The organism is Mycobacterium sp. NGS24 (genome assembly GCF_059813065.1).
Genome location: NZ_JCALDW010000022.1, coordinates 14,662 through 39,572 on the forward strand (window position 1 = coordinate 14,662; position 24,911 = coordinate 39,572).

20 protein-coding genes are annotated in these 24,911 nt (G+C 66.6%); 6 read left to right on the forward strand and 14 right to left on the reverse strand.

What is annotated here, in order from left to right; genetic code table 11:
- Positions 1-52: 52 nt before the first annotated feature.
- The 6 genes from AC5Y6Y_RS22245 to AC5Y6Y_RS22270 form a co-directional block, all read right to left on the reverse strand.
- Positions 53-1,615 (reverse strand): hypothetical protein, encoded by a 1,563-nt coding sequence (locus tag AC5Y6Y_RS22245; protein ID WP_499930332.1) that lies wholly within the window; start codon positions 1,613-1,615, stop codon positions 53-55.
- Position 1,616: 1 nt separating this feature from the next.
- The gene (locus AC5Y6Y_RS22250; RefSeq protein ID WP_499930333.1) at positions 1,617-1,976 is read right to left on the reverse strand and encodes a hypothetical protein; all 360 of its coding nucleotides are present in this window, start codon (positions 1,974-1,976) and stop codon (positions 1,617-1,619) included.
- Positions 1,977-2,138: 162 nt separating this feature from the next.
- Positions 2,139-3,374, reverse strand: a complete 1,236-nt coding sequence (locus AC5Y6Y_RS22255) for a hypothetical protein (RefSeq protein ID WP_499930334.1) — start codon at positions 3,372-3,374, stop codon at positions 2,139-2,141.
- Between the two features lie 111 nt (positions 3,375-3,485).
- Positions 3,486-3,737: a hypothetical protein gene (locus AC5Y6Y_RS22260; RefSeq protein ID WP_499930335.1), complete on the reverse strand. Its 252-nt coding sequence runs from the start codon at positions 3,735-3,737 to the stop codon at positions 3,486-3,488.
- The gene (locus tag AC5Y6Y_RS22265; protein WP_499930336.1) at positions 3,730-4,599 is read right to left on the reverse strand and encodes a ParA family protein; all 870 of its coding nucleotides are present in this window, start codon (positions 4,597-4,599) and stop codon (positions 3,730-3,732) included. Before AC5Y6Y_RS22265 ends, AC5Y6Y_RS22260 begins: the two co-directional genes overlap by 8 nt.
- A 160-nt stretch (positions 4,600-4,759) precedes the next feature.
- The gene (locus AC5Y6Y_RS22270) at positions 4,760-6,421 is read right to left on the reverse strand and encodes a ParB/RepB/Spo0J family partition protein (protein WP_499930337.1); all 1,662 of its coding nucleotides are present in this window, start codon (positions 6,419-6,421) and stop codon (positions 4,760-4,762) included.
- A gap of 560 nt (positions 6,422-6,981) precedes the next feature.
- On the opposite strand from AC5Y6Y_RS22270, the gene AC5Y6Y_RS22275 reads away from it, so the two are divergent.
- Genes AC5Y6Y_RS22275 through AC5Y6Y_RS22300 form a run of 6 tightly spaced genes read left to right on the forward strand, consistent with a single transcriptional unit; the run spans position 6,982 to position 14,181 of the window.
- The gene (locus tag AC5Y6Y_RS22275) at positions 6,982-7,230 is read left to right on the forward strand and encodes a hypothetical protein (protein ID WP_499930338.1); all 249 of its coding nucleotides are present in this window, start codon (positions 6,982-6,984) and stop codon (positions 7,228-7,230) included.
- Positions 7,223-8,053 (forward strand): ESX secretion-associated protein EspG, encoded by an 831-nt coding sequence (locus AC5Y6Y_RS22280; RefSeq protein ID WP_499930339.1) that lies wholly within the window; start codon positions 7,223-7,225, stop codon positions 8,051-8,053. Before AC5Y6Y_RS22275 ends, AC5Y6Y_RS22280 begins: the two co-directional genes overlap by 8 nt.
- A 30-nt stretch (positions 8,054-8,083) precedes the next feature.
- Complete coding sequence (locus AC5Y6Y_RS22285) at positions 8,084-9,787, forward strand: MinD/ParA family ATP-binding protein (protein ID WP_499930340.1); 1,704 nt, start codon at positions 8,084-8,086, stop codon at positions 9,785-9,787.
- A gap of 2 nt (positions 9,788-9,789) precedes the next feature.
- The gene (eccD, locus tag AC5Y6Y_RS22290; RefSeq protein WP_499930341.1) at positions 9,790-11,202 is read left to right on the forward strand and encodes a type VII secretion integral membrane protein EccD; all 1,413 of its coding nucleotides are present in this window, start codon (positions 9,790-9,792) and stop codon (positions 11,200-11,202) included.
- Entirely contained in the window at positions 11,202-12,581 is a 1,380-nt protein-coding gene (gene mycP, locus AC5Y6Y_RS22295) for a type VII secretion-associated serine protease mycosin (RefSeq protein WP_499930342.1), read from the forward strand. Before eccD ends, mycP begins: the two co-directional genes overlap by 1 nt.
- 49 nt (positions 12,582-12,630) lie before the next feature.
- The gene (locus AC5Y6Y_RS22300; RefSeq protein WP_499930343.1) at positions 12,631-14,181 is read left to right on the forward strand and encodes a hypothetical protein; all 1,551 of its coding nucleotides are present in this window, start codon (positions 12,631-12,633) and stop codon (positions 14,179-14,181) included.
- Between the two features lie 103 nt (positions 14,182-14,284).
- Here the strand turns inward: AC5Y6Y_RS22300 and AC5Y6Y_RS22305 are convergent, their stop codons facing one another.
- From AC5Y6Y_RS22305 to AC5Y6Y_RS22340, 8 genes are all read right to left on the reverse strand, one after another.
- Positions 14,285-14,572, reverse strand: coding sequence for a WXG100 family type VII secretion target (locus tag AC5Y6Y_RS22305; protein WP_499930344.1), 288 nt, complete (start codon positions 14,570-14,572; stop codon positions 14,285-14,287).
- Positions 14,573-14,612: 40 nt separating this feature from the next.
- A complete protein-coding gene (locus AC5Y6Y_RS22310) occupies positions 14,613-14,945 on the reverse strand; it encodes a WXG100 family type VII secretion target (protein WP_499930346.1) in 333 nt (110 codons plus the stop codon).
- A gap of 94 nt (positions 14,946-15,039) precedes the next feature.
- A complete protein-coding gene (locus AC5Y6Y_RS22315) occupies positions 15,040-16,389 on the reverse strand; it encodes a PPE family protein (RefSeq protein ID WP_499930348.1) in 1,350 nt (449 codons plus the stop codon).
- Between the two features lie 21 nt (positions 16,390-16,410).
- Entirely contained in the window at positions 16,411-16,728 is a 318-nt protein-coding gene (locus AC5Y6Y_RS22320; RefSeq protein WP_499930350.1) for a PE domain-containing protein, read from the reverse strand.
- Positions 16,729-16,924: 196 nt separating this feature from the next.
- Entirely contained in the window at positions 16,925-21,109 is a 4,185-nt protein-coding gene (gene eccCa / locus AC5Y6Y_RS22325; RefSeq protein WP_499930352.1) for a type VII secretion protein EccCa, read from the reverse strand.
- A 14-nt stretch (positions 21,110-21,123) separates the two neighbouring features.
- Complete coding sequence (gene eccB / locus AC5Y6Y_RS22330) at positions 21,124-22,644, reverse strand: type VII secretion protein EccB (RefSeq protein WP_499930354.1); 1,521 nt, start codon at positions 22,642-22,644, stop codon at positions 21,124-21,126.
- Entirely contained in the window at positions 22,641-24,479 is a 1,839-nt protein-coding gene (gene eccA, locus AC5Y6Y_RS22335) for a type VII secretion AAA-ATPase EccA (protein WP_499930356.1), read from the reverse strand. The genes eccB and eccA overlap by 4 nt, the downstream gene beginning before the upstream one ends.
- Positions 24,476-24,784 (reverse strand): hypothetical protein, encoded by a 309-nt coding sequence (locus tag AC5Y6Y_RS22340; RefSeq protein ID WP_499930358.1) that lies wholly within the window; start codon positions 24,782-24,784, stop codon positions 24,476-24,478. The genes eccA and AC5Y6Y_RS22340 overlap by 4 nt, the downstream gene beginning before the upstream one ends.
- Positions 24,785-24,911 lie beyond the last annotated feature (127 nt).

Genomic DNA, 24,911 nt, shown 5'->3' on the forward strand with positions numbered 1-24,911 from the left:
CCAGGCTGCTGGACACGCGGTCGAATCGAGCAAGAGCACCCTGGCGCACGAATCAGCGGATGCGCTTGTTCGCCGAGGCCAGTAGGCCGAGAACGAGCGCGAGGTGCTCAGTGTCGGGTTTGGGCCGTTGGGCGCGGTCGGCGGCGCTGAGGCCGCCGGGCGCCGGCAGGAAGACCTGGGGGCGGCCGACGAGTCCGCCGAAGCGGCCTTGGGTCACAGCTTCCATGCCGCAGGAAAACAGTTCGGTGTGGTGTGTGCCGGCGTAGTCCTTGCCCATGTAGCGGTCGGCAAAGCCATCGCTGACCGTCATCTCGGAGCGTGCGTAGCGTTCGGGTGCCAAGCCGGCCGTGCGCCGACGCAGGAAGGCTTTCGTGGCGGTTGAGATCTCCGGGTTGCGGTCCTCCATGCGATGGCCAAGCTCATGGGTCATTGACGAAGCGTCGCTGAAGGTCAGTTCGGCGCTGATTCCGGTGACCTCCGTCGTGACCCGCTTTCTGGGGCCTTTGACGTACATGACCTCGTAGGGTTCTCCACCGTCTTTCGGGATGGCGGTGGCGTACTCGACGGTGGCGTATTGGCGGCGGTTCTCGTTGTGCTGGGCGACCAGCTCGCCGACTTTGCGTTCGTTGTCGGGAGTTCGCGGCACGAATGCGTTTTCAGCGCTGTAGCGGTCGCGGATCGAGCCGGCGCCGCGGGCCATGTCTGCGGGCGAGTCGATGAAGTGGTTGAACCGGAACCGGCCGTACTCCATCGCATCCTTGAGATCAAACACTTCGGTGCGGGTGCGGCGGCTGCGCTGCCGGGCGCCGGCGGTGTAGTGGGCGCGGGCCTTCGACCGTTTGGCGAGCATGTCGCCGAGACTGTTGGCGTGCTCAACCATCTCGTCGGGATACAGCGCCGTGGTGGCACTGAACATCGCACGGTCGGCGCGTGTCATCTTGGCGGTGTTGGACGGCACGAACGCCATCGCCGCCGGGCCGCCGAAGCTGCGCTCGCGGGACAGCTCGTCGTAGTAGATCTCTCGGGCGATCTGGGCGCGCTGCTCGTTGATGTCTTTGGATCGGTCGCCTGCGCGGCGGTAGACGGCCATCTTGTCGGCGGAGTACGCGTTGCGCGCTTCGTCTAGTGCTGCCGCCCCCTCGGCGGTGAACGCGGCTCCGTCGGCGGTGAGGTAGGCGCTGGAGCCGTTCTTGGTCTCGCGCCACCGTGCCTCGATCTGTTCGAGTTCAGCTGCGACTGCGGCAGCTTCGGCCTCAACAGACGCGTCGTCGAGGCCGCGCTCGGCGTAGGCGTTCTCGATTCGTTGGCCGGCGACGTCGCGCACGACGGCACCGTGATCTAGGACCGCGTTGAGGTAGGCGTCGTGAACGTCTGGGTGGCTGCTGCGCTCAGGGTCACGCAGCGCCGCGAGGGCCGAGTCGACGGCGGCCGCGGTCGTGGCGCGACGGTCCTGCGATGTGATCGAGTCCGTCTGTACGGCGGCTTCCGATTCGCACAGTTCATCGGCCGCGGCCGCGGCCTGGCGGGCGGCGTAGCGCATGCGTTGGTAGGCGCGGCGCCGGTCGCCTCGGGTGCAGGGGCAGCGGCGGCCGCCGTCGAGGACTGCGCGGCACATGTCAGTAGATGACGGGGCTGTTGGTGCCGGGGCCGGGCTCGTAGGTCATGGCGGCATCGAGGGCGTCCCAGCCGGCGTCGGAGAGCCGGCCTCGGCCGTTGCCGGCGACCAGCATCGCGGCGGCGACATCGGCGAGGGTGTCACGGTTCGCGGTGAATACGTAGTCGACATTGGGTTCGGCCACGCGCACGCTCTTGGGCATGCTGCCGGCCAGGATCTCGCGGACGATGGCGACGAGGGAGGGATCGCCGCCGAGGAGTCCGTTGGCGACGCGGCCGGGGTCGTCGGGTTGGGGGCGCTCCATGGCGCTGTAAGCGATCACGCCGCGGTCGGTGCGGAATGTGATGGTGGTGGGGGCCATTCGGGTTCTTTGTCTCCTGTGCCGCGGCGGTTACTGGTCGAGTTCAACGAAGACGCGTGAGTGGTGGCCGGGGTGGGCGTGTGAGCCAATTGGCGGGGCGCACCGGCGTTGAGGTCTGGGGCTGAGAGGTCATGGCGCACTTTCGGTTCGGGGCGGCGCGCTTCATGGCGCGCGGAGGGCAAGTCCGTTGGTGGCGGCGGTGAGGTTGTGGCGCAGTGTCGTCAGCCGCGCCGCGAGGTTGGCGTTGAGGTCGGTCAGTTCTCCTGCTGCCGCACCGACTGCGCCGGTGTGCAAAGCGTTGCCGGCGGCGTCGACGTGCAGTTGCCGCACAGCGGCGTCGGTGATGCGCAAGCTGCTCTGCTGCAGCGCGACGATTTCGGCGTGGATCGCGTCGACCGGGATCAGTGCTTGGCGGTAGTCCTGCAGCTGGCGCACCAGCGCGACCAGGGTGGTCCAGGCGTCGTCGGCGGCATCGGTGATCTCGGTGTTGCGGCGCGTCACGACGTCGCCGGGGTCCTTGGTCGCCGGAGGTACGAGGTTGGCGCGGGCGCGCCAGATGCGGTGCGCTCGTCGATAGATGTCGGAGAGCGTGCGGTCCAGGTCGATGCGGACGCGGTGGACGTCGAGCAGGTCGCTGCGCCACGCCGGGCTGGACCGGATGTCGCGGCCTAACAGGGTGGCCACCGCGACGAGGTGGGGTTCTCTCCACACCAGTGCCGCTCCCCCAGGCTGTATTCGCGCCAGCCAGGTTCCGTGCCATTCGCGCCGCAAGGCCTCGCCGTTGGCGTAGCGGTCGAGTTCCTCGGGTACGGCCGGCCAGTCGATGGAGGCCGCGTCGAGGGTTTCCAGTTCGTCTTCGGAGTACACCCAGTGCGGTGCGGTGTCCGCGCGTCGCCGCGCTACCCCAGCGGTGAGTGCGGCCGCGATGAGAACGATTCCGATGTATCCGAACGGGTTGGAGGCGGCGAGGGTTTCGGCCATCGCGGTATCTGGATGGTTCCACCGATGCATGGTCATCAGTACGGCTGCCATCACGGCGGCGACGGGCGTTCCGTACTTGGCGAGTGGTATGACGACGCGGGCGGTGCGGGCGATCTCGGTCCAGATGACGTCGCGGCGGTGCCGGGTGGTCATCTGCTCGGACTCGATGATGTTGCTCAGATCGTCGCCGTGGGACCGGGCTTTGAGTTGCAGATCGGTGGGCAGGGCCTCGATGTCTACTGCTTCTGAGCGCGGAAGGGCCGCCATGATCTCGGCTGCGGTGTACGCGTAGTCCAGGGGTGCGCGGACGGTGGGGTCGATGGATGGGGGCGCCGGCGCTGGGCGGCTGGCGGCGTAGTCCTGGCTGGCCATCCAGTCCGGGTCAGATGCCGGGTCGGCGAACTGCTCGGTGCCCAAGTCGATCCCCTCGTCGCGATGTGTGTACTCACTATCGGCGCTGTGAGCGACACGGCCGGGAATCGCTTTATCGGCAGTGGAACCGGGACGTGGGCGTTCGGTGTGGGGAACTTATCCTCGGCCCCGTTCGAGGGGTTCGGTGTCCGGGTAGATCTCGCGGCCGCCGTTGTAGTCGCGGGCGATCACGGCCAGTTGTGCGACGAAGGCTTCGGTGACGAACTGCGCGATCGTGTAGCGCCGCCCGGTGACTCGGCGCACGATGCGTACCGCGGCGCGGGCGCGCTGGTGCAGCTCGGCGGGCACGTTGAGCTTGCTGAGTCTGCTGGCGTCTGCAGCCGGTGCGTGGTGGCCGTTGTCAGGCATTGATGGCCGCGGGGCGGAACATTCCGTGACTCTTCATGTGCGCGATGACGTTCTCGTAGTCCCTGCTGACGTCTTTTGCGCGGTACCCGTACAGCGGGACGGGCCGGTAGTTGGTGTAGGCCTCGTCGACGATCGAACTGCGGCGCACGGCCGGGGTCACCTTGTCCCCGAAGCCTTCAACCAGGTACTCCATCTGCTGCTGATAGACCGTTCCGCTGGCCGGCACGGCGCACGGCACGATGGCCAGCAGCGGGATGTCGATCCGGAAGGTCTTTTTGACGATCGCCAGTTCGCGCAGCAGCGCTTGAATGCCCTCTGATTCCTTGCCTGCGGGCTTGGTGCAGGTGATGAGACCCCACGAGCCTTCAGGGCCGTCCTCGTCGACGGAGGACGCGATCAGCGCTGCGGTCACCAGTGCGCTGTTGGATCCGGGTGAGTCGATCAGGGTGACATCGACCGAAGTGGCGGCTTCGAGGGCGTCGCGTAGGCGCATGACTCCCCCGACGACGGCGGGCAGCTCGACCATGAGCTTGTCCAAAGTGGATCGCGCCGCCGGCACGATGGTGAGGTTGTCGATGAGCGCGTCGGGGTCGTCGCTGAACAGCAGATCTCCGTCTTCGGTGTAGTCGATGATGCGGGCGGGACGCTCGATGTCGTTGATGGTGGCGTCCAGGCGCAGGACGTCGGCGATGGTGGTGCCCCCGATGTCGGGGTAGCCGAGCCAGGTCGTCGCGTTGGCCTGCGGATCCAGGTCGATGACCCGGACGCGTAAGCCGGATGCGGCGAGTTGGACTGCGGCGGTGACGACGGTGGTGGTCTTTCCGACGCTGCCGGACATGTTGGCGACCGTGTAAGTGGACATCTAGGGGGCTCTCCTGTCGCTGGTGGTGCGGATGGTCGATGCGGTATTCATCAGGGGTGTGGATGGTGCAGGTGATGCACGGTGCATCACGCGGGGTTGGCGGTGCTGGTGATGCACGGTGCATCACGCGGGGCTACTGGGATCGGTGATGCACGGTGCATCACCGGCCACCGGCCTCGGTCAGGCGTCGGTTCTCCCACTCCGTGGGCTGGTAGCCGACCCGTTCGGTCAGCATTTCGAGGTGGGTGATCGCGTCGTCGTCCCATGCACCCTTGAGTTCGGCGGTGTGCAGTTCCGCCGAGGCGACGGCGAGGTGCCAGGCGCGGGTGTTGCGGGCCTTCTCCCCCGTTCCGTCGACGCTGGCGTCCCAGTCCTTTAGGAGGGCCTTCACCGCGGAGGTCTGACTGCGGGCGCTGACCCCCGACAGACACTGGCGGACGAGGACCTTGAGGAGGTCTGCGTTGCTCGGCGGGTGGTTGATGAGTCCGGCGCAGGCGTCTCGCCGGCGCGCCTGTGCGGCCTTCGCCGCGGCGGCGTCGGCGCTCTTCTGCTCGGCGAGGGCCGCAGCTTCAGCATCTGCGCCAGCATCCTCGCCGGAGGTGTCCTGCTCCCCCGCCGCCGCGTCGTCATCGGGCACTGTTGCGGGGTCGGTGGCGCGATCGGCAGCGGGCGGTGCCGGCTGCGCGTCGCCTGTCTCGGTCGCGATCGGCGCGGGCTCCGCGGCAGCCGGCTGCGGTGCTGTGCGGCGGTACAGATCGAGCTGCCCGGTGTGGGGGTTGATGACCCCGAAGGCGTCAGCGGGGTCGTTCAGGGCGTCCCGGCTGATGCGGTGGTCGTAGAAACTGGGCCCGAGTTCGGCTTCCGGATCCTCGACGATTGCCACCCCCAAGGCCTCGGCCTCACCGCGAGCCACGCGTTCGGCGTTGACGCGTTCGGCGGCGCTTTTGCCGGTCCAGTCCTTCTCGACGACGAAGCGCAGCGCGGCGATCTGCTCACCGCGGCGCTGATCGGTGTCCTGCTCGGGATCCTTCGTCTTCTGCCAGCGCCGCGGCGGGCCGTAGGGCAGCAGGTTGGCGAAGTGCGCCGCCTCGGTGACTTTGAGGTCGCCGGCCTCGACCGCGGTTCGGACTTCGGGGGCAAGTAGGAGCAGTGCCAGGCGGCGCGACACGGTGGCTTGGTCGACTCCCAGCCGTTCGGCGATCGCGCGTTGGGATAAGCCGATCTCTGAATAGCGTGCGAACAGGTCAGCTTCGGCGAGTTCCGAGAGGTCTTGTCGGCCAAGGTTTTCGGTGGCCATCGCGTCGAGGTCGCCGTCTTCGGCCATGATCGAGTCATCGACGACTGCGGGAACGGTGTCGCGCCCGGCTTCCAGCGCCGCGGCGCGGCGACGGTGCCCATAGACCAGAACGTACTTCGCTTCTGGGGAAATGTGTTGCGCGGCAGTGGGTCTGGCAGCAGCGAATGAGTCTCGGGGTACGACGAGCACAGGCAGGCGGACGCCGTTGGTTCGGACCCCGTTGAGCAGTTCCTCCCATTTCGCGTCACCGGGCTGCGGCTGCGATCGGGCGTCGTCGTTGAAGGGGTGGGGTGCGATCTCGGCCACGGCGAGGTTAACGACGCGGTGGGCCTCGTCGGCGGCCACGGCGGACATTCCGCCAATCAGTCCGCTGGCTTCGGGTGTGGGTTCGTCAGCGGGGGCGGGGGAGAGGTTCGTCTCGGTGTCCGCATCGCCGCCGGCGAACTTGGCGAATCGGTTGGCTGTCTTGCGCTTACCGGCGGCCTTGACCGGGCGGCGCGTCGACCGGGTGGATGTGTCGGTCACGAGTGTGACTCCTTCCTGAATACCGGTATAAGAGTATTTGTTGACCCTGACACCGCCAAGAGATTGCGCGGCGTGTCGGCCCAGAAGCGTGATGCACGGTGCATCACCGTGACAGGGCCAATACTGATAGCCGTCACTGTGACGAAACGTCACCACTGTGACGGATGGGGCGGCGCCAGGCCGATGGGGGAGGGGAGGGGTCGATCTGGCCCGCCTTGGAAGGCAGTCTCTCACCGCCAACGGACACCGGCCACTAATCGCCTCGCCGAGGAGCCGTGTGGGACCGCCCGACCGCACGCTGGATGCCGCCTATGTATGTATGCGTTCGGCGCATATGCGCATATGCGCCGCGTATGCGCCGAGCTGTTGAATATGCACTCAGCGCAGATTAGTGCGCGATGCCCCTATCAGTTCAGGGCAGACTGATAGCTGGCTGATGCGGCGCGTAGAGCTATCGACCGTATCGGCTAGCGGGGTAAGCAATCTATTTGCCGTGTCCTGCTTGTGTGCTCTACTGCGAGCGCACGGGCAAAGACCCAGCAAGAAAGGGGTGAGTCACGATGGCCACGACGGAATCGGAGAGCGTCGGCGGCGCCCTTGTCCAGGAACTTTCCAAGAAGATGTTGGACCAGGACGAGAAGACAGCCACCACGCTCCGCCTCAAACGCTCCACCTTGAAACGGCTCAAGGCCCAAGAGCAACGATGGAATACGTCGATGTCGCTGATCACCGAGCGTGCGCTGGAGCCCGTGCTCGAAGAATTGGAGAAGGCCGCCCCACCCGTTAAGGGCGGTGACGACGATGGCTAGGTTCGAGGCAGTGGAGGTCACCGCACACCAGGCCTGGTTCCTGGCCGAGCATCTCGGCGCCGGAACCTATCCGTGGAAGCTCGCGATCACGGCCCCCTACGTCGACCCCGGCGAGCGCGCACCGTTCAACGAACGGTGCCTGGCCGAGCTGACTGAGATTGGCGTCATCGACGACCAGGGCCGCGTGAAACCCTCAGTGGCCGAATCCATTCGGACCATCTGCCAGGCCACCCAATGGCTGGAATGGTTCACGATGATTGACCCCGATCAGATCCTGCGCGGCGTCCTCGCTCGCGTTTCGCCGCCCGAGGTGGTCGTCGCCTTGCGATACGCACAGATGGTCACCTTCACCCCGCTGCAGCTGACCCACAGCGAAGCCATCGTGCCCATCATCAGCGCCGGCCTGCCCCAGGATCAGCCGCCGGCCCGGTTTGCCGAGTTCGAGTTGCGGATGGACATCGGCAAGCAGATCGACGAGCGCATTGCCCGTGGCGCCGACATCATGGAGACCCTGACCGATCTCGGCGTTCCTGAACGTGACGCCGAGATCATGGAGCTGGCCCGTACGGGCGATCGGATCACTGTCGAGCTGACCGCGCATGACGCCATCAACGGTGCCCGGCACCAGACCGACGTCAGTGTCAACCTGATCAGCACCGAGGTGGGACTGATCCTGGTAAGCCCCCCGTCGGGGGAGCCGCGTGACGGCGGCAACTCGATCTTCGCGCCTGGCGAGCCATTCGCCATCTCGATGGCGGTGCGTGACCTCACCGACCGATTGCCCTCGGGCACTTGGTTTCCCAACGAGAACTACGACATCTGACAATCGAATCGAAACGGAAAAGCGAACACGATGAGCACACCATCTGACTTCTTCTCTTCAGACAACGAGCCCGACAAGAGCGCCGAGGAAACCACCGCCGCGGTGAACAAGTTCGAGGGCGAGCGCCGCCCAAACACCCCTGCGCCCACCGAAACGGGGGCGCATCGGCAGGCCGCGCCCACCACACCGCCATCGCCGCCTTGGGGCGCTTCGGTCCCCGGCGCCGCGCCGCACACTCCGCCGCCCGCAGGAGCGGCACCGTCCTCCCCGGATCCCTTCGGGGCACCGCAGGAACCCGCGGGGCCGCTGCAGTCGCCCTCGGGGCCACCGCAAGAACCCGCCGGACCGCTGCAGTCGCCCTCGGGGCCACCGCAAGAACCCGCCGGACCGCTGCAGTCGCCTCAGGGACCAGCCCAGTCGGCGCCGGGCCAGGCACAGTCGGCGCCGGGCCAGCATTCCGCCCAGCCACGCCACCAGCAGCCATCGGCGGCCACGACGCCGGGGGCGCCGCGAGGGTTTCAGAGCCGTCGCCCCGACGGACCTGACATCACCGAACAGACCACCATCATGTCTGCCGGGGCGATCGCCGCAGCCCGTGAGCAGGCGGCCCAGGATCCGGGAGTGGGTGACTTCTTCGGGCCTCCGTCAGGATCGAATAGGGCTGTCCAGCAGGGGGAGTGGTCGCCGCAGCCGGAACCCCGCGGCCCGCAAACGGGGTCACAGCCGTTGTTCGATGGCCCCATCGGTGGGGCGGGGGAGCCGTTCATCGGCGGCTCCGGATACGCCGGCGGCGACAACCCCGACCACTTCGCCGCCGAACAGCGCCGCGTCGGCACCGGTTGGCGTAAAGCCGTCGCCGTCATGACGTTCGGGCTCATCAAGCCCGGCCCGAGCGCCAAGCAGCAACACGCCGAGGAGCAGATCCGGCGAATCCGGGCGTCCCTCACCGACGTCTACGTCGTCGCCTTCGTCAACAGCAAGGGCGGAGTGGGCAAGACCACGATGGCGGTGTCAGCGGGCAATGCCATCGCCCGCGAGCGCGGCGACCGAGTGATCGTCGTTGACGTCGACACCGACCTGGGCAACCTGTCTGCCCGGTTTCACGAGAACGGCGGCCCCAAAGCCAACATCGAGGCGTTGTCGTCATTGCAGAGCGCCGGGAGCTACCAGAACGTGCGAGTGTTCACCGTCCAGAACGACGACCGCCTGGAAATGCTTTCCTCCCAGAACGATCCACGATCGTCCTACCGGCTCAACATCCAGGACTTTGAGTCGGCGATGCGGATCCTGCGGGCGCATTACAACGTAATCCTGCTGGACTGCGGCACCTCGATCACCTCAAACCTGTTTCCGGCGATCGCCAGGCAAGTCGACTGCTTGGTGGTGGTCTCCTCGAACGACGCTCCCGGCCTCAACGGCGCGTGGCGCACCTTGTCCTGGTTGCAGGCCCACGGATTCAGCCGTCTGCTCCCGCGCACCGTCATCGCCCTGAACGCCAACAGCGGCGACAAGCCGGCGGTCGACATGAAAGAGGTCGAGGCGAAGTTCCGTGAGCAGGTCCAGGAAGTCGTCAACGTCCCCTACGACAGGCACCTGCACGAAGGCGGGTTCATCGACTTCCCGAAGCTGGCCAAGAAAACGCAGAAGGCGGTGATGGAGCTGGCCGGCTCAATCGCCCAGTACTACCCGACCCGCCAATCACGTCAACGTCCTGAGGAATTGGGGAGCTACTGACCATGGATCCTGCCGCTGCTACTGGGCAAGTCCGCGTCGCGATCATCGGAGACGGCGCGGCTGCCGACCTGGCACTGCCCACCACGCTCGCGATCCGCGAGCTGATCCCGCGGATCCGCGCCACGCTGGCGTCTGGACGCGACGACGACCCCATCACACCGCCGAGCGCCGCTGACGGCACGCGCCCCTATTCGCTTGCGCCACTTGGGGGTACACCGTTCAGCCTGGACGCCACCCTGGAAACGCTGTCGATCGACGACGGCGAGCAGCTGATCCTGTGCAAGCTGCCGCCAGGCCCAGCCGCCCCGCCGGTCGTCGAGGACATCGCCGACGCCTCAGCGATCCACTCCGCCCGACAGTTCCAGCCGTTCACCCACGAGCTGTTGCCCATCGTCGCCCAGGTGCTCGTCTTGATCTTCGGGGCATTGGTGTGCGCGCTGGCCCTCGACGGCTGGCACCGCGGCTTCCAATGGTGGGCCGCGGGGGCTCTGGGCGCACTGGCGATCGTCTTCATGGCGGCCACCGTCCTGCTGCGCCGCCGCGGTGCTGTCACGGCCGCCGGCCGCATGGGAGTGGCCACTACCGTCCCTCTGGCTTTGGCTTTGGCCGCGGCCTTGCCTGGTGATGGCGCCGCTCCGCGAGTGTTCCTGGCAGCAGCGGGCCTGGTGGCGTGGTCGCTGCTACTGCTGGCGATCACCAGCACCTGGGTAGCGACGTACACCGCGATCATCGCCGTGAGCGTCACCGTGGCGATCGCCGCCGGCGTGCGCATGTTCGCCCACCTGCCCTACCTGTCGCTGGGGTGCGGAGTGCTGGCCATCTCTCTGCTCATCGCACTGAACGCACCGACCGCCTCGGCGGTGTGGGCGCGGTTCCCGCTGCCCAACGTGCCCGCACCCGGCGAGCCCACGCCCGCGCCGTCGTCGCTGGCCGAGATCGAAGACCTGCCACGCAAGACGGCCACCAGCGCCTCCTACCAGAGCGGGCTGATCTCGGCGTCGGTCCTGCTGGCTGTCCTCGGGTCGGTGCTGGTGTTGTGGCTGCCCGATGCGCCGCCCCTGCTCGCGTGGTGGTTGGTCCTCGCGACCATCACGGTGACCGTGATGCGTATGCGGATCTGGGATTCCGCGATTCCCGCATTGTGGTTCCTCGCAACGCCTTTCCTTGCCGCGCTCGCGTTGACGATTGCCTTCACCGCCAGTGGGCATCTGCTGGCCGGGATCTACGCCGCCGCAGCCGTCGCCGGATTGACCGTGCTGCTGCTCATCGCCTCGCAGCTCAAGCCACGCGATCTGTCCATCCCGGCGCGCCGGCGCCTGGATCTGTTTGAGAACACCTTGCTGGTCACGATCCTGCCCGCGATGTTGTGGCTGGTCGGTCTGGTCAGCCTGATCCGCAACCGGGGAGCTATCTGATGATCCGACAGTTCACGTCGGTGGCCGCGGCGGTGGCACTTCTGGTGCTGTGCTCACCACCGCCGCCGGCGCTGGCGCTGACCATTCCCGAAGTCGACCCAGCCGCGCTCCCGCCCGACGGCCCTCCTGGGCCGGCCCAGGAGATGCGTCAGAACTCCGAGAAGTGCGCGTTCAACGGAGCCCTGCCCGGCTTCGACCCAGCTGCAGTACCGCCCAGCCAGGCGATGCTCAATCTCCCAGAGGCCTGGAAGACTTCGCGCGGCAGGGGAGTGGCGGTGGCGGTCATCGACTCGGGTGTAACGCCGCAACCGCGCCTACCTAACCTCAATCCCGGCGGCGACTACATCGACCCCTCGGCCAACGGCCTGGTCGACTGCGACGGACACGGCACTGCGGTCGCCGGCATCATCGCCGCCCAGCCTGGCCCGGACGGCTTCTCCGGTGTCGCACCGGAATCCTCGATCGTGTCCATTCGCCAGAGTTCGGCCCAGTGGTCGCCGAAGATGCCCTCAGGGGAAGACCCTCAGCGGGCCAAGACCGCCGGTGACGTTGCCACCTTGGCGCGGGCGATCCGTCACGCCGCTGACATCCCCTTCGTGCGGGTCATCAATATCTCCCTGATCGACTGCATCGCCCAGTACAAAGAGGTCGACCAGGCAGCGCTGGGCGCCGCGATCCGCTACGCGGCGATCGACAAGGACATCGTGGTGGTGGCCGCGGCCGGCAACACGGGCGAGAGCAACTGCGAGAGCAATCCGCTCACCGACCCGAATAGCCCTGAGGATCCGCGTAACTGGGCTGGCGCCACCACCATCTCCACGCCGTCGTACTGGCAGCCCTACGTCCTGTCGGTGGCCTCGCTGACCCCCGAAGGGCAGCCGTCGGGTTTCACGATGGCAGGTCCATGGGTCGGCGTCGCCGCACCCGGTGAGCAGATTGTCTCGTTGGGCAACGCACCGAACTCCGGACTGGTCAACGGTCAACCCTCTAACAAGGAACCCTTGGTGCCGATCAACGGCACCAGCTTCGCCGCGGCCTACGTCTCCGGAATCGCCGCACTGGTGCGCTCGGAGTTCCCCGACTTGACCTCGCGTCAGGTGGTCAACCGGATCGTCTCCTCGGCACACAATGCAGCACGCGCACCGTCAAATTTGGTCGGCGCCGGCGTCATCGACCCAGTGGCGGCCCTGACCTGGGACATCCCTGAAGGGGAAACGGTCCCGGCCAACATGCCGGTCGTGCGGGTGGATCCTCCTCCACCACCGCCGCCAGACAACCGCTTACCCCGCATGATTGCGCTCGGTGCCGGCATCCTGGCCGTCGCAGCCGCCGTCATCGCCGTCACCATGATTGGAATGCGCCGTGGCAACAACAGTTGACCGCCGCCGGGGGCTGCGTCTGGCTCCCGCCGTCCCGAGCTGGCGGCGAGTGACCACCCTCGTCTCACTGCTGCTACTGGGGTGGGCGGCCCTGCTGCCCGCAGGGCAGCGGCCGCTGTGGTGGCATTACGCGATCGGTGTCGCACTGATTCTGGCGTTCCTCGGTTCCTGGCACGGGCAGCACGTCTCCACGACGGTGCGTCGATGGGCACCGGTGTCGGTGTACAACCGCCGGCAGCGCACACGACGCGTGCAGCCCGGCCGCCGCCGCGCCGCGGACAACGCCGGCGACCCCGCCTCAACAGAGCCTCGATCAAGCTCACTCGAGGCCCGCATCGTCATTCATCTGCGCCCACACCCGCATGCGATGACCACTCCGGGTGACACCACCGACCAGCTGCCGTGGCAGTTCGTCACGAGCTGGCTTCACCGCTACGGTGTGCGCGCTGACGTTTTGACGGTCGCGGCGGTGACGCGCACCCCGCCCGCCAGCGGCCTGCGTACGGACTCGGCCGCACTGCTGACGGGCCTGGCTCCTCAGCATCGCGACACCTGGCTGACGTACACGCTGCGCGCCGAAAGCAACGTCGCCGCGCTGACTGCACGGCAGACCACTATGGGCAGCTCTGAGGAGGACTCAGAAAGCACCGGCCCGCAGCGGGCGGCCCTGGCGGACACGGTGGCCCGCCGCTTGATCGCCGAGCTGCGTGAGCGTGGGTGGCTGGCGACACTCTCAGACGACGATGGCCACAAGCTGCCTGAGTTCGTACCCCCGTCCGCCGCAGTCCGCCGTGAACACTGGACGGGCACCGAGCACACCGACGGGTTCCGGGCGGTCTACGCGGTCGATCCGGGTCGCCTCGTCGAGGTCCTGCAGACACTGCCAACGGTGGCGACCAAGGCCACCTGGGTGGTGCTCACCGTGCGTACCCCGGCAGTGCAACCGGCCTCGATCGAGGCATCCGTGGGCATGATCACCAGTGCCAAGCCGACACGAAACCCCCTGCCGGGTCTGGAGGGATTCCATGGCCTGCACCGCAAGGCCGCTCCGGCGCTGTCGGTGACCGGGTTCCAGCACGACGATTTCGACCTGCCCACCTCGGGAGTTGACTGGGACGCGCTCACGCAGTTGTCGTGGCCCACGGCCGCGGCCGGGGTGCCGATCGGCTTCAATCGCCACCGCGAGCCGGTGTACCTGGGCCTTGCCTCACCGGAGCCGGTACGCATCACCGTGACGGGCACCGGACAGTTTCACCAGGGCATCGTGTCCCGACTGGCGCTGTCGGGACTGCCGGTGGCGGTGTACACCGCGGATCCTCGCCCGTGGACGACGCTGGTCAACCACGGAGCCCCGGAGCAGTTCGCGATTCGGCCGCCGGCGCCGGTGCCCGGTTCGATCGTGGTCACTGACGGCAGCATCGACGCACCGTCGGGTCCGATCGCGGTGACGCTTCGACGCCCGCAATCCGCGCAGGCTCCGTCGACGACGATCGTCATCACCCAGGACGGCGCCCGCGCGAACCTGTTCCATTTGACGACTGGCCACGGCCGCCAGCTCCTCAGCACCCGACTCGTCGACCAGGCACCGCCGAGGGTCTGAAGACTGCTGCGCGCCGTCTTTCACGGGTCTCATCTCGAAACGAATGTGGGGCGGTCACCGAATTCGGTGACCGCCCCACATTTGTGGTGCCAGGTTCAGGCGCTCAGCCCCACTTGGCGCCTTGGTGGGCGTCGCGGCCCATCATCTGGTTGGTGTTGTCGTCGTAGGCGGTCGCCATACCGCGCAGACCGGTGATGGTCTCCTGCAGCGCGGAGTTCCACTGCGCGATCCACTGGTTGACGGTCATACCGGTCGGCCCCTGCCAGGCCGCACCCAGAGCGGCCTGCTCGGCTTCGACGTTGCCGCCGAGCGCGTCGAGGGAGGTGGCCTGGGTCTGCATCTGCCCGACCACTTCCTTCATGCCGGGGTAGTTGTACAGGATCTGCGACATATCGAATGTTCCTTTCGGAGAAGAGGTTTAGGTGGGTTGTCTACGCGCGGATGGAGATGTCGCCGCCGTCGGAGATGGGCACCGACTGCAGGTTGGAGGCGCCCAGCGAGTCGGTGGACGTGTAGTCAGTGCCGGCCTCGCCGACGTTGACGCCGGCCATCTGCAGCAGGCCCTGCAGCTTGGTGGAGCCGTTGACGAATCGTGCGTGGGACTGCTGGAACGCCAGGCTGGCCTCACCCTGGTTCATAGCCTGGGCGTAGGCCGCGGTGCCTTCGGCCTGGTGCAGCACGTTGACGAAGCTGACCGTGGCGTCCTGCACGGCGGCCGAGGAGGACGCCAGCTGAGCGGTGTTCGCGTCGAGGAAATTCGACATAAGGATTGCTCCCTTTCGTGTGAGTTGACTATGCGTTGCTGTTTCGTGTGTTCAGTTTGGGCTGAGTTGATCCCGCAGAGAGGGGTGATGTCTGTCAGCGGGTCATCGCGTAAGCCCCCCCATCGCTGTCGGCGTCGGCGGCGTCGTCGCCGTCAGCGTCTTCAGAGTAGGTAGTGACTTGCTGAGATCCCTTGCTGCGGCGGTTGTTTGCGCCGGACCCCATCATGCCGCTGCCGCCAGCGCCTGTACCGCCGGCACCCGCGCCCGGCAGGCCAGTGGCCACCGGAGAGACCTTGGCCGCATTGGACATGTCCGCGGTCGCAGTCGGTGCCGAACCCCATGTCGACGGCATCATCGGGCGCGCCGGACCGCTGCCAAGAGCGCCGCCGGCGAGGCTGGTCATGCCGGCGGGGTTGAAACCCTGGATGGCGCCGGTGCCGGCGAAGCCGACCGCGGGCATCGCGTTCTGGCCAAGCTCGCTGCCGAAGCCGCCGGCGAACTGGCTGAGCATGCTGCTGAGCTGTTGGGGTGCCGAGGCGAGCATTTGCGGTGCCTGCGTGAGCATTTGGGCTGGGCCTTGAATGGCTGACGTGGCCGCTTGAGGTGCGCTGGAGGCAATTGAGGTGAATTGCTGCAGCATGCTGGTGCCCATGTTCTCGGGCTTGAGCTGCTGTCCGGCTTGGTCGGCGGCGGTCTGCGATTGTTCGGTGGGTGCCGACCCGGCGGCCTGCTGGATCTCTTCGGTCACCGACAGCGGGGCGGTCGCTGCCTTGCCGGCGATGAGCTTGTCCGACATCGCGTGGCCGGCGGTCAGTGATGCACCGGTGGCGGTCGCGGTCGCCTGGGTAAAGAACCCTGCGGCGGTGGCGGCGATGCTGCCCGTCTCTCCGACACCTGGGATGAGCGTCATGGGGGCGGGCAAGGTCTCGGGAACGCTGGCGACTGCGGCACCGGTGGAGAAGTCGTAGGTGGTCTGCACGTCGGCGGCCTGATTCCACATCCGAACGTAGTCGGCCTCATTCATGCCGATCGGGATCGTGTTGACGCCAAAGAAGTTGGTGCCGACCAACACTCCGTGCACGACGTGGTTGTTGATCAGTTCCAGCATGGTGGGCATCAGCGCCACCGCACTCTCGTAGGAGATTGCGATCTCGCCGTGCGCCACGGCCGCCAAAGTGGCCTTGATGACGACCTGCTGCATCCACATCAGCATCGGTTGGTGCGCTGCGACGAACTTCTCCGCCGACGGTCCCTGGTAGGTCGCTTGCACCGAGGCCAGAATCGCCTCAAGCTCGGCGATTCCGGAGACGTACTCCGCGGCCACATGTGACCAGGAGGTGCCCGCGGCGGTAATCCCCGCCGCGGTGCCCCCGGTGTTGAGCAGTGTCGAATTCACTTCCGGCGGAGCCGCGTGATAGATCGGCGTAGGCGGTAGCGCAGGCATATGGAGTCCCCCGAGGGTTGGTTAAACCCCGACGCCGCCGGCAGCGGTGAGGGCGGCGACGCCCTGGTACTCGCCGCTGGCGTAGCTGGTGCTGGATTCACCGAGACCGTAAGAGGTGGCCGCGGTGTGGAAGTTGCCCATGGCGACCATCGCGTCGTGCGCGAGGCCGCCGGCCTGCAGGCTGGCTGCCGTTTTGACCGACGCCACATCCGAGCCCGGAGGCAGGATCATGCCGTTGGCGACCATGTGGGAGGTGTTGACGCCGATGAGCCGACCTGTCAGCGCGGCGACCTGTCCAGATGCCGCGGCGAGCGCTTCGGGAGTTACATCAAGTTGCATGGGATTGCGTTCCCCTCTTTCGCTGAGACCTTGTTTTTATTATCGCCGAGGTTCCGACTGGGCAGTGACGGCAATTTCTGCTGGTGCTTATCTGAAAAATTACGGTACCGCCAGCAAATGACACGCGCCACTAAACCAAACATGCCTCTAGGGGTGGCACCACCCTCCACGTGGAGTTTTAACATGCCCGTAACACTCACTGAGGGGGTGCAGTCAACTGTACGTACCCTGCATTGTCTTGACTGCCGCCGACCACTTGGCCTCGACCGGGCGGCAATCCGACCTCGAATTTGACGCCGCCCACCTTGTCGCGATCTGACCGCGCACCCAGCAGAATCCGCGTTGACGGCTGCGTCGATAAATGGTGCGGAATGCCGTTGGTCTGCACTTCTGCGGCCATTAGTTCGGCGGCGCGGTGGGTCACGATGACCCTCAGCCCGCGGTCGGCAGCGTTGGGTAGATGCCGCAGCAGCGGCTCCCAGGTGGCCACGGTCATGGCCATCCCCGGCCCGGCTGGCGCCCCTGCGGTGACCTGTTGGTGCATCTGCTGACGCAGCGGCACCGCGTCCAGATCATCGACGATGAGATAGATCTTCGGACCCTCATAAGTCCACGCGCGCCGCTGCTCCCAACCCGATGACGACGGCGGCTGACGCTTGTCGAGGATCGTGGCGATCTGGTCGACACGCCGCGCCATCACGTTGAAGTCGGTCTCGTAGAAATCGGCCGGGTTCTCGTCATCAGCGCGCGGCTCCACCAGCATGCGCGTCGCCTCACCCAGCCGCCGCTTGGGGTCGAACAGAACGACGATCGCCTCGTTGGGCGATTCGCGGCCTGCGGTGATGCTGGCGATCGTGTTCAGGATGAAGCTCGACTTGCCGTGGTGGTCGTCACCGAAGACAGCGAGCAGCGGATCGGTCGCGAAATCGACGATCATCGGTTGCAGATCGCGGCCGCGGACGCCGAGGGCGTGACGTTCCCCGCCGAGGTCGCGCGGGCTGGGCAGCGCGTGCGCTTCGACGCGGGTGGGAAGCAGCCGCGGCCCCGGTGCGCGTCGATGTCCGGCGTAGCGATCGGTGATGGCTTGAACCGTCTCGCGCACCTTGGTGTCGAGGTCATCCATCGTGGCCTGGCCGTCGGTGCGGCCGATGGCGAAACGGATGACGTCGCCGGTGGAGGTGATGCCGCGACCGGGCTGGTCGGCGGGGATGCGATCCTGCGGGCGGATCATCTTGTCCTCGATGCGGGCGCGGACCTGTGAGTTGGCGGCATTGGCCAGTTTCAACTCGTAGCGGGCGTTGATCTGGTTCTGGATGACGTTGCCCAACTTGATCCAGTCCGAGGCGGTGATGACCACGTGTACGCCATGGCCGCCACTGATCAGCGTCTCGATGTTCTTCACCTGCGGGTTCTTCGGATTGAGAATCGAGGTGTTGTCGTCGATGAAGTTTTCCCAGCCGTCAACGATGACGAACAGGTCGGTGGGGAAACCGTCGTCGAGTCCTGCATCCCCGGCCTGACGCTTACGGCGCCATTCTTCGACCGAGAGGATGTTGTGCTGCTGGAAGAGACGCCGCCGGCGCATCAGGATGGCTTCGAGGTCGCCCAGTAGCCGCAGGTTGACCTCGCGCCGGCCTTCTCCGCCGATGGCGCCCACGTGGGGCAGGTCGCGCAGCACACCAAGTGCTGGGCCGCCGTAACTCATCAGGTAGAAGCCGACCTCAGTCGGGGAGTACCTGCTTGCAGCGGACAGGACGAAGGTCTGTACCACCGAGGACGCCTCGTCTTTACGCATGCCCAGCACCGACACGTTGCCCTCGTCGAGGCTGTAACGCAGCAGACCGTGGCTCAGTTGGCGCGGACGGTCGATCTCACCCAGTGGCCACCAGAGCGCGGATCCGGGCCGCTGCGGTGATTCCTGGGCCTGGGTGAGGATGCTGTCGAGCGGGATCGGGTCGTCCAAGGGCGGCGACCACAGCTGGGGGACCTTCTTGCCGTAGGCGGCGGTCAGCTGGGGGCCGACCGTCAGCACCAGAGATCGAGGCGGGCCTTCGAGAACGGACTCCGCGGCGATCTCTTCTTCGATCACGGTGTCGGCGTCGGGTTCGACCCGGCCGGCGGTGAACAGTCGGGCACGGGGGCTGGCGCTGATCACTCGGCGGTTGACAGTGGTGGGCGGTTCGTAGCGGCTGGGCAGCATGAACCCGCGGTACTTCACCGGTTCGGCGCCGGGGGCGCGCACGAAATACCCTGTGCCCTTTATGGTTTTGCCATCGGCGATGTGGTAGGCGTCGGCGTTGCCGATGACGCGGCGAGAGATCGACTCCGATGCGACTTTCAGGCCGATGCGGTACTGGGTGTTGTCGGGGATTCGCTTGATGACGCCCTCATCGAGTGTCTGGCTGGCGAACAGGAAGAACACGCCCTGTGAGCGGCCCTTACGGGTCACGGTGTCGAAGACGTCGGCCATCTCCGGGTGGTCCTTGAGGAGCAGGGAGAACTCGTCGACCACCACGAACATGAACGGCACCGGCGGCAGTTGCGCCCCGGCCGGGGTGGCGCGCGCTTCGTTGTACTCGATCAGCGACTGGAACGCTGCACCCTTGATCTGATTGCCCGCCTCGTGGAAGATTCGTCCACGCAGGTCGAGCAGCCCCAGCAGCGTGTCGCCGAAACGATCGACCAGCGAACGCTTTTCCTCCATGTTGGTGATCACCGCGACCGTGTGGGGATAGTCGGCGAATGCGTCGAATCCCGCACCGTCCTTGAAGTCGGTCAGGATGGCTTGCACGACGTCGGGGGAGTGCTGGATGAACAGGCCTTCGACGAGGGTGGCCAGTGTCGTCGACTTGCCCGATCCGGTCATACCGATCATCAGCCCGTGCGGCCCGTTGCCGCCGTCAGCTTCGTCTTTGAGGTCGACGATCAGCGGAGCACCACTGGGTTGCAGTCCGATCGGCACCCGCAGCAGCGGTTCCAGGTTCACCGGTTCGCCTGTGCCTACCGGCAACATCCGCGGCTTCCATAATGCGTGGACGTCCAGATTGGCCGCGTTGGTCACCCCGAGCAGTGACAGCATGGTCTGTGCCGCAGCCGATTCTGCGTCCTGGCGCCCGATCGGGGCGCTGTCCCACTTGGACAGCTGCCGGGCGAGATGGGCAATCACCGGCTCGTCGAGGCTGTCGGGCTCGGCGCAGAACAGTTGCCACCGGAAGTTGTGCCAGTGCTGGATCCGAAGCGCTGCATCGTCGGCATGGCCGTCACGGTCGATTCGCAGCAGTAGTTCGCGGGGATGCGCGGCGTAGTCGGGGTCGGGGGCGTCCCCGTGGCGTAGCGCTATCACCGTGACGCCATCGCGAGAAGCGATGCGCCGCACCGCCGATGAGGGTGCGTCGGGGTCCTCAATGACCACCACGACGTGCTTGTTGGACTTGCTGACCGCCGCGGCGTCGAGGTTGCCCTTGTCATCGACGACCTTGGCGCGTTCTTTGAGCAGCGGTTCGAGCATCGCCTCGACGTCACTGAGCGAAGCGCTCAGGAATCGAGCTGGCCCGGCACCGTCGATGTCCTGGCTCTCGGTGTGGGGAATCCATTTGGCCCAGGCCCAGTGTGACTCCAGGTGCGGCGAGACGATCGCCAGCGCGGTGTCATTGGGGGTGTGCCAGCACACCAGCTGCGCCACCCAGGCTCGGACGGCGGACTCGAAGACGCCGCGTTCGCCGTAAATGCCGATCATGCCCAGTCCGGCGAAGTTAATCGCCTTGGGGCAGTGGGGAATTGACTGCTGCACCGCCCGTAGGTGCTGCAGGGCGGTCTTGGTGACCGGTTCAAGGTCCAGTTCAGATTCGACTGGCTTGACCTTGACTTTCGCTGCCAGTTTGACCTCATCGCGGCCGACCCGGATGTGAAGGTAGTCGGGGTCGCTGGCGCCGCGTTCCCACATCCGCGGGCCGTCGAGCACCGCTTCGAGCACGTCGGGATCCGGGTGTGACCATTCGGCGCGAGCCTTCTGCGCGTCCGCCGCCTCGCGGATCTGCTCGGCCATACCCGACAGGTAGCGCAGGTATTCGGCGCGCTCGGAGTTCACCTCGGCCTTGCTCATCTCGGTGTTGCCGCCCTGGCCCTGCATCGAGGAGAACAGTGCGATGCCCATCATCGCCATGAAGAACAGGTACATCGGGTTCATCTGACGGAACCCCATGATGAACATCATTGCGACCATGCCGACGATGACGACGCCGAACACCCACGGCAGCGCCTTCTTCCAGGCGCTGACCTCAATGGTACGGGGCAGCTCGGGTGGCGCCTCGAAGATGAAGTTGTCCTTGGGTGCGGGTTTAGGGCCGCTGACGCGGCGCCGCTGAGGGAATCTCGCTCGCATTTCCGGCTTTCCGTTTAGTGCGCAACCAGCGCATCGTCTTTGGACAGGGTGGGGCCTGGGGCGAACAGGCTCAGTAGGGACCACGGGATGGGGAGAGGTTCAGCGGTCATGCCGAGCGACTCGGCTGGACCGCCGCCGACGCCACCGGGAGTGCTCGGGGCCTCCAGCCCGTAGCGGACTCCGAGGTCGGACACCCAGAACGCTGACTCCCTGGTCGCCGACTCCGGTTGCTGGCCGGTGACTTGGACGAAGTAGCCGCTGCCCTTGGGCAGGATGGCACGCTGCGCGGAGGTAGGGCCGGCTCCGGTCAGGGTCACCGGTCTGGCGTCTTCGGCGACGGGAAGCGATTGGCCGACCAGCAGTGTCAGATTCGACGTGGGTGCGCCGTCGAGCTTCACCCACTGCCCACACGACACCGGATCGGTTGTCGGGTCGAGTATTTGGAGCGCTTCGGTCGGATAGTCCTCGACCGGGATCGGCTCGGCTTTGGGTGCCTTCGCGATCTGGTCTGGGGTCAGCGCCGGCGGTTCGACGAGGCCGTAGGCGTCATTGGCGCGCAGGATCGCCGCGATCACCGGGGTGATCGCCTGGATCCCTTCGGCGGTGACGACGTAGTAGCGCAGCTGGTTGTTCTCGTCGCGGTCGACGACGACCGACCCGATCAGCGGAGCCTGTTGGCCGGCCACCGGCCACGGGAAGCGCGGCGGATCGCCAGCGTTGGCGATGAACGGCACTACCAGCGGCGGGGATTCGGGGATGAGGTTGAGCAGCGAGCGGTCGACGGTGCGCGGATTGGGAGTGTCGACGTTGATGCCGACGGCTGCGGTGACAGCGGCGTTGTTCAGGTCGATTTCACTGCGCTTGTTGCCCCAGATCAGCCAGGTGCTCTGGTCGCCGTTGTCAGTGGCCAGCACCGCTGCGTTGTCCTGCATGGGTGTCGCGTGGCCGGGACCGGGCACTGGGTCGCCGGAAATGATGGTGGTACCGGCGTCGGGGCCGCCCACGGCGTCGCAGACCATCCAGCGGGCGTCACGGGTGGGGTTCTGCTCCATCCGCGACGGCGCGTTGGGGATGCCGAGGGTGTTGCCAAGGGGGAACTTGTCGATCTCGCTGGGCTTGACCACGGTGGGGTTCTCGGCCTTGCCGACAATCAGCCGTGCGCTGGCGAGGTTGAGCACCGGGTGTAGTTCGTCGTCAATGCGAACGTAGAGCGCGTTGGTGGAGCGCTCCGCCAGGATGGCCTGCCCCCCGCTGGTGCCGGCTGGCCGCAGGATCGACAGGATGAACGCGCCGGCCAACAGAATCACTCCGAGCATCAGACCGACACTGAGCGCGCGGCCTTGACGACGCAGCGGGTCGGTGAGCATGCGGGTGTCACGCAAGGCGACACCATTGCTGATGCGGCGGATTAGAAAGCGCCACCCCGAGATCTGGTGTTTGGTTACGAATCCCCATGGCCGGGAACGCTGCGAGTTCGGGCCGGGCTCGGCGCTCTTGGATTTAAAACCGCGCCGCGGCTGAAGCGGTGTGGTCACTGGGCACCTCCTGTCGCACCGCGGCTCAGTTCGATGTTCTGTTCTTTCTCGGCTCGGCCCACTTCACGGGATACCGCGGCGCGCAGATCATCTCCGGTGATGGTCTGCAGGTCCTCGGCGGTGGAGTCCGGGCCGAGCTTGCCGGTGACGTCGAGTCGGTGGTCGCGTTCCTCTTCGGCGAAGCCGATCAGGTTGTCGGCGAGGCGGGCGTTGCCCAGTACGTCGAGCGCTGGGCGGCGGCGGCCGGTGGTGTCCAGTGCCGTGGCGGCGCTGAGGTCCGCGTAGGCCTGGCGCAGCGGTTCGACGTCTTCGACGATGCTGCCGCCCTTGACGGCTTTGCGGGTGGTGATCTCGACGAGTTCGTCGACGGAGTAGGAGGGCAGGGTGATCGCGCGGGTGAAACGTGAGCGCAGACCTTCGTTGGAGTCCAGAAACTCCTGCATCTTGTCGGCGTATCCGGCGGCGATCACCATCAGCTTGTCGTTGTGGTTGGTCATGGCACGGATCAGTTCGGCGATCACCAGCGGGCCGTAGTCGTTTTCGGAGCCGGAGTCGGTCAGTGCGTAGGCCTCGTCGATGAACAGGACTCCGCCGCCGCTGTCGATGATGCGGTCGATGATCTGGCGGACCTTCGCCTCAGATCCTCCGATGATCTTGTCGACCAGATCGGCGCGCCCGGTTTCAACGAAGGTGTCCGACGGTAGGACGTCGGCGGCACACAGCAGCTTGGCGATCACCCGCGCGATGGTGGTCTTACCGGTCCCCGGCGGTCCTTTCAGGATCAGGTGCAACGACTTGTTGCGGACCGGAAGGCCAAGGGCCTCACGTTGTTTGGTTGCGCGCACATTGGATTCCAGTCGTGCGATCTGCTCTTTGACGTCGGCCATGCCGACGAACTCAGCGAGTTCCGCCTCGGCTTCTGCGCGAAGCTCTTCCCGGCGGGACGCCCCGAGCTGACGGGCGAAGTCTCGCTCTCCGGGTTCGGTGTCGGGGTCCCAGTAGTCGGTGCGGGCGTCGATGCGCGCGGCGGTCGTCGGTTGGATCCCGTAACCGGGGTCGCTGAGTGCTGTGCCGATCGTTGCGCGCACGTTGTCTTGAATGCCGGCGATGCCGTAGGCCTCGTTCAACAGTGCGGTGGCGCTGTCGCCACGGCCTAATGCGCGCGCCGACAGGGCGGCGGCGAGCAGGGCTTCGGAGCTGGCCGCGGGGATGGGGCCTTGGCCGTGGGCGCTGAGTTGGTCGAATGCCGGCTCCCACAGACCGAGGTAGGCGGTCGACAGGCCCTGCGCCACCGACATCGCTTGGAAGAGGTAGGGGTCGTTGTGGGCCTGCGGCGTGAGCGGCGCAAGCACCCGGCGCACGTCGTGCCAGCGCTTGGCGCGGAAGAAGATGACCGCCAGGACCCAGCCGGCGTGCTGCGGATGTGCATGCAGCAGGCGGTCGTCGAGCAGGTCTCGGGCAGCACCGTAGTCGCCGTCGCGTGCCCGTGCTGCCGCGCAGGCCATGATCACTCCGTCGGCGCCGCGGGCGTGCAGCTGAACGTAGAGGCCGGTGTCGAACGGGAAGTCCACGGCGTCGGCGGCGACGTCGGCAGCCGAGATCAGCTCGCCAGCGGTGTCGAGGGCACGGTAGGCACTCTCCAGCACCACGCGGTCGGTGGCGCCGCTGGCGGCCAGGCCCAGCCATCCGTCGCACTGGTCGGGGTACTGGGCGGTCAGTCGTTCGAACCCGACGCGGGCCTGCCGCAGGTCGGCGACCTGCCGACGGCCGAACACTTCGGCCCCCAGGGCGGCGCAGCTGCTGGTGAACTGGTCCAGCGCATCGTGGTCGATCACTGCTGCTCCAGCACGCTGGCAACCTCTGCGGTGACCTTCGTCGACACCTGGTTGAACCCTTCCTCGGACATCGCTAGCAGCAGCTCGCTGAGCTTGTCGCCGGGATAGCGGCTAAACACGTCCTCGGTGAAGCTGGCGGCGACGACCATGCCGTCACCGCCGAAGATGATTTCGTTGTCGCCGTCGGGGCAGGGGACTGTGACGCGCAGCCCTTCGACGGTGCGGCGAGCGTTGCGAATTCGGTCGAGAAACTCCCGGCCACGGGCGATTTCGGTGGATACCGCGGGGTGCAGGGGGATGTCCATCAGGGATGCCTAACGCTTGTCGGGCCGATGTGTGACCAGGCGGTGTGACGGTCGACGACCGGGCCGGCGCGGTGCGGCCGTGACGGTCGACTGATCAGTCATGCCATCAGCGTGGCACAGAAGTGGG

Coding starts and splice junctions, on each gene's coding strand:
- AC5Y6Y_RS22245 (WP_499930332.1), bottom strand. CDS start 1,615: ATGTGCCGCGCAGTCCTCGACGGCGGCCGCCGCTGCCCCTGCACCCGA.
- AC5Y6Y_RS22250 (WP_499930333.1), bottom strand. CDS start 1,976: ATGGCCCCCACCACCATCACATTCCGCACCGACCGCGGCGTGATCGCT.
- AC5Y6Y_RS22260 (WP_499930335.1), bottom strand. CDS start 3,737: ATGCCTGACAACGGCCACCACGCACCGGCTGCAGACGCCAGCAGACTC.
- AC5Y6Y_RS22265 (WP_499930336.1), bottom strand. CDS start 4,599: ATGTCCACTTACACGGTCGCCAACATGTCCGGCAGCGTCGGAAAGACC.
- AC5Y6Y_RS22275 (WP_499930338.1), top strand. CDS start 6,982: ATGGCCACGACGGAATCGGAGAGCGTCGGCGGCGCCCTTGTCCAGGAA.
- AC5Y6Y_RS22280 (WP_499930339.1), top strand. CDS start 7,223: ATGGCTAGGTTCGAGGCAGTGGAGGTCACCGCACACCAGGCCTGGTTC.
- AC5Y6Y_RS22285 (WP_499930340.1), top strand. CDS start 8,084: ATGAGCACACCATCTGACTTCTTCTCTTCAGACAACGAGCCCGACAAG.
- eccD (WP_499930341.1), top strand. CDS start 9,790: ATGGATCCTGCCGCTGCTACTGGGCAAGTCCGCGTCGCGATCATCGGA.
- mycP (WP_499930342.1), top strand. CDS start 11,202: ATGATCCGACAGTTCACGTCGGTGGCCGCGGCGGTGGCACTTCTGGTG.
- AC5Y6Y_RS22305 (WP_499930344.1), bottom strand. CDS start 14,572: ATGTCGCAGATCCTGTACAACTACCCCGGCATGAAGGAAGTGGTCGGG.
- AC5Y6Y_RS22310 (WP_499930346.1), bottom strand. CDS start 14,945: ATGTCGAATTTCCTCGACGCGAACACCGCTCAGCTGGCGTCCTCCTCG.
- AC5Y6Y_RS22315 (WP_499930348.1), bottom strand. CDS start 16,389: ATGCCTGCGCTACCGCCTACGCCGATCTATCACGCGGCTCCGCCGGAA.
- AC5Y6Y_RS22320 (WP_499930350.1), bottom strand. CDS start 16,728: ATGCAACTTGATGTAACTCCCGAAGCGCTCGCCGCGGCATCTGGACAG.
- eccCa (WP_499930352.1), bottom strand. CDS start 21,109: ATGCGAGCGAGATTCCCTCAGCGGCGCCGCGTCAGCGGCCCTAAACCC.
- AC5Y6Y_RS22340 (WP_499930358.1), bottom strand. CDS start 24,784: ATGGACATCCCCCTGCACCCCGCGGTATCCACCGAAATCGCCCGTGGC.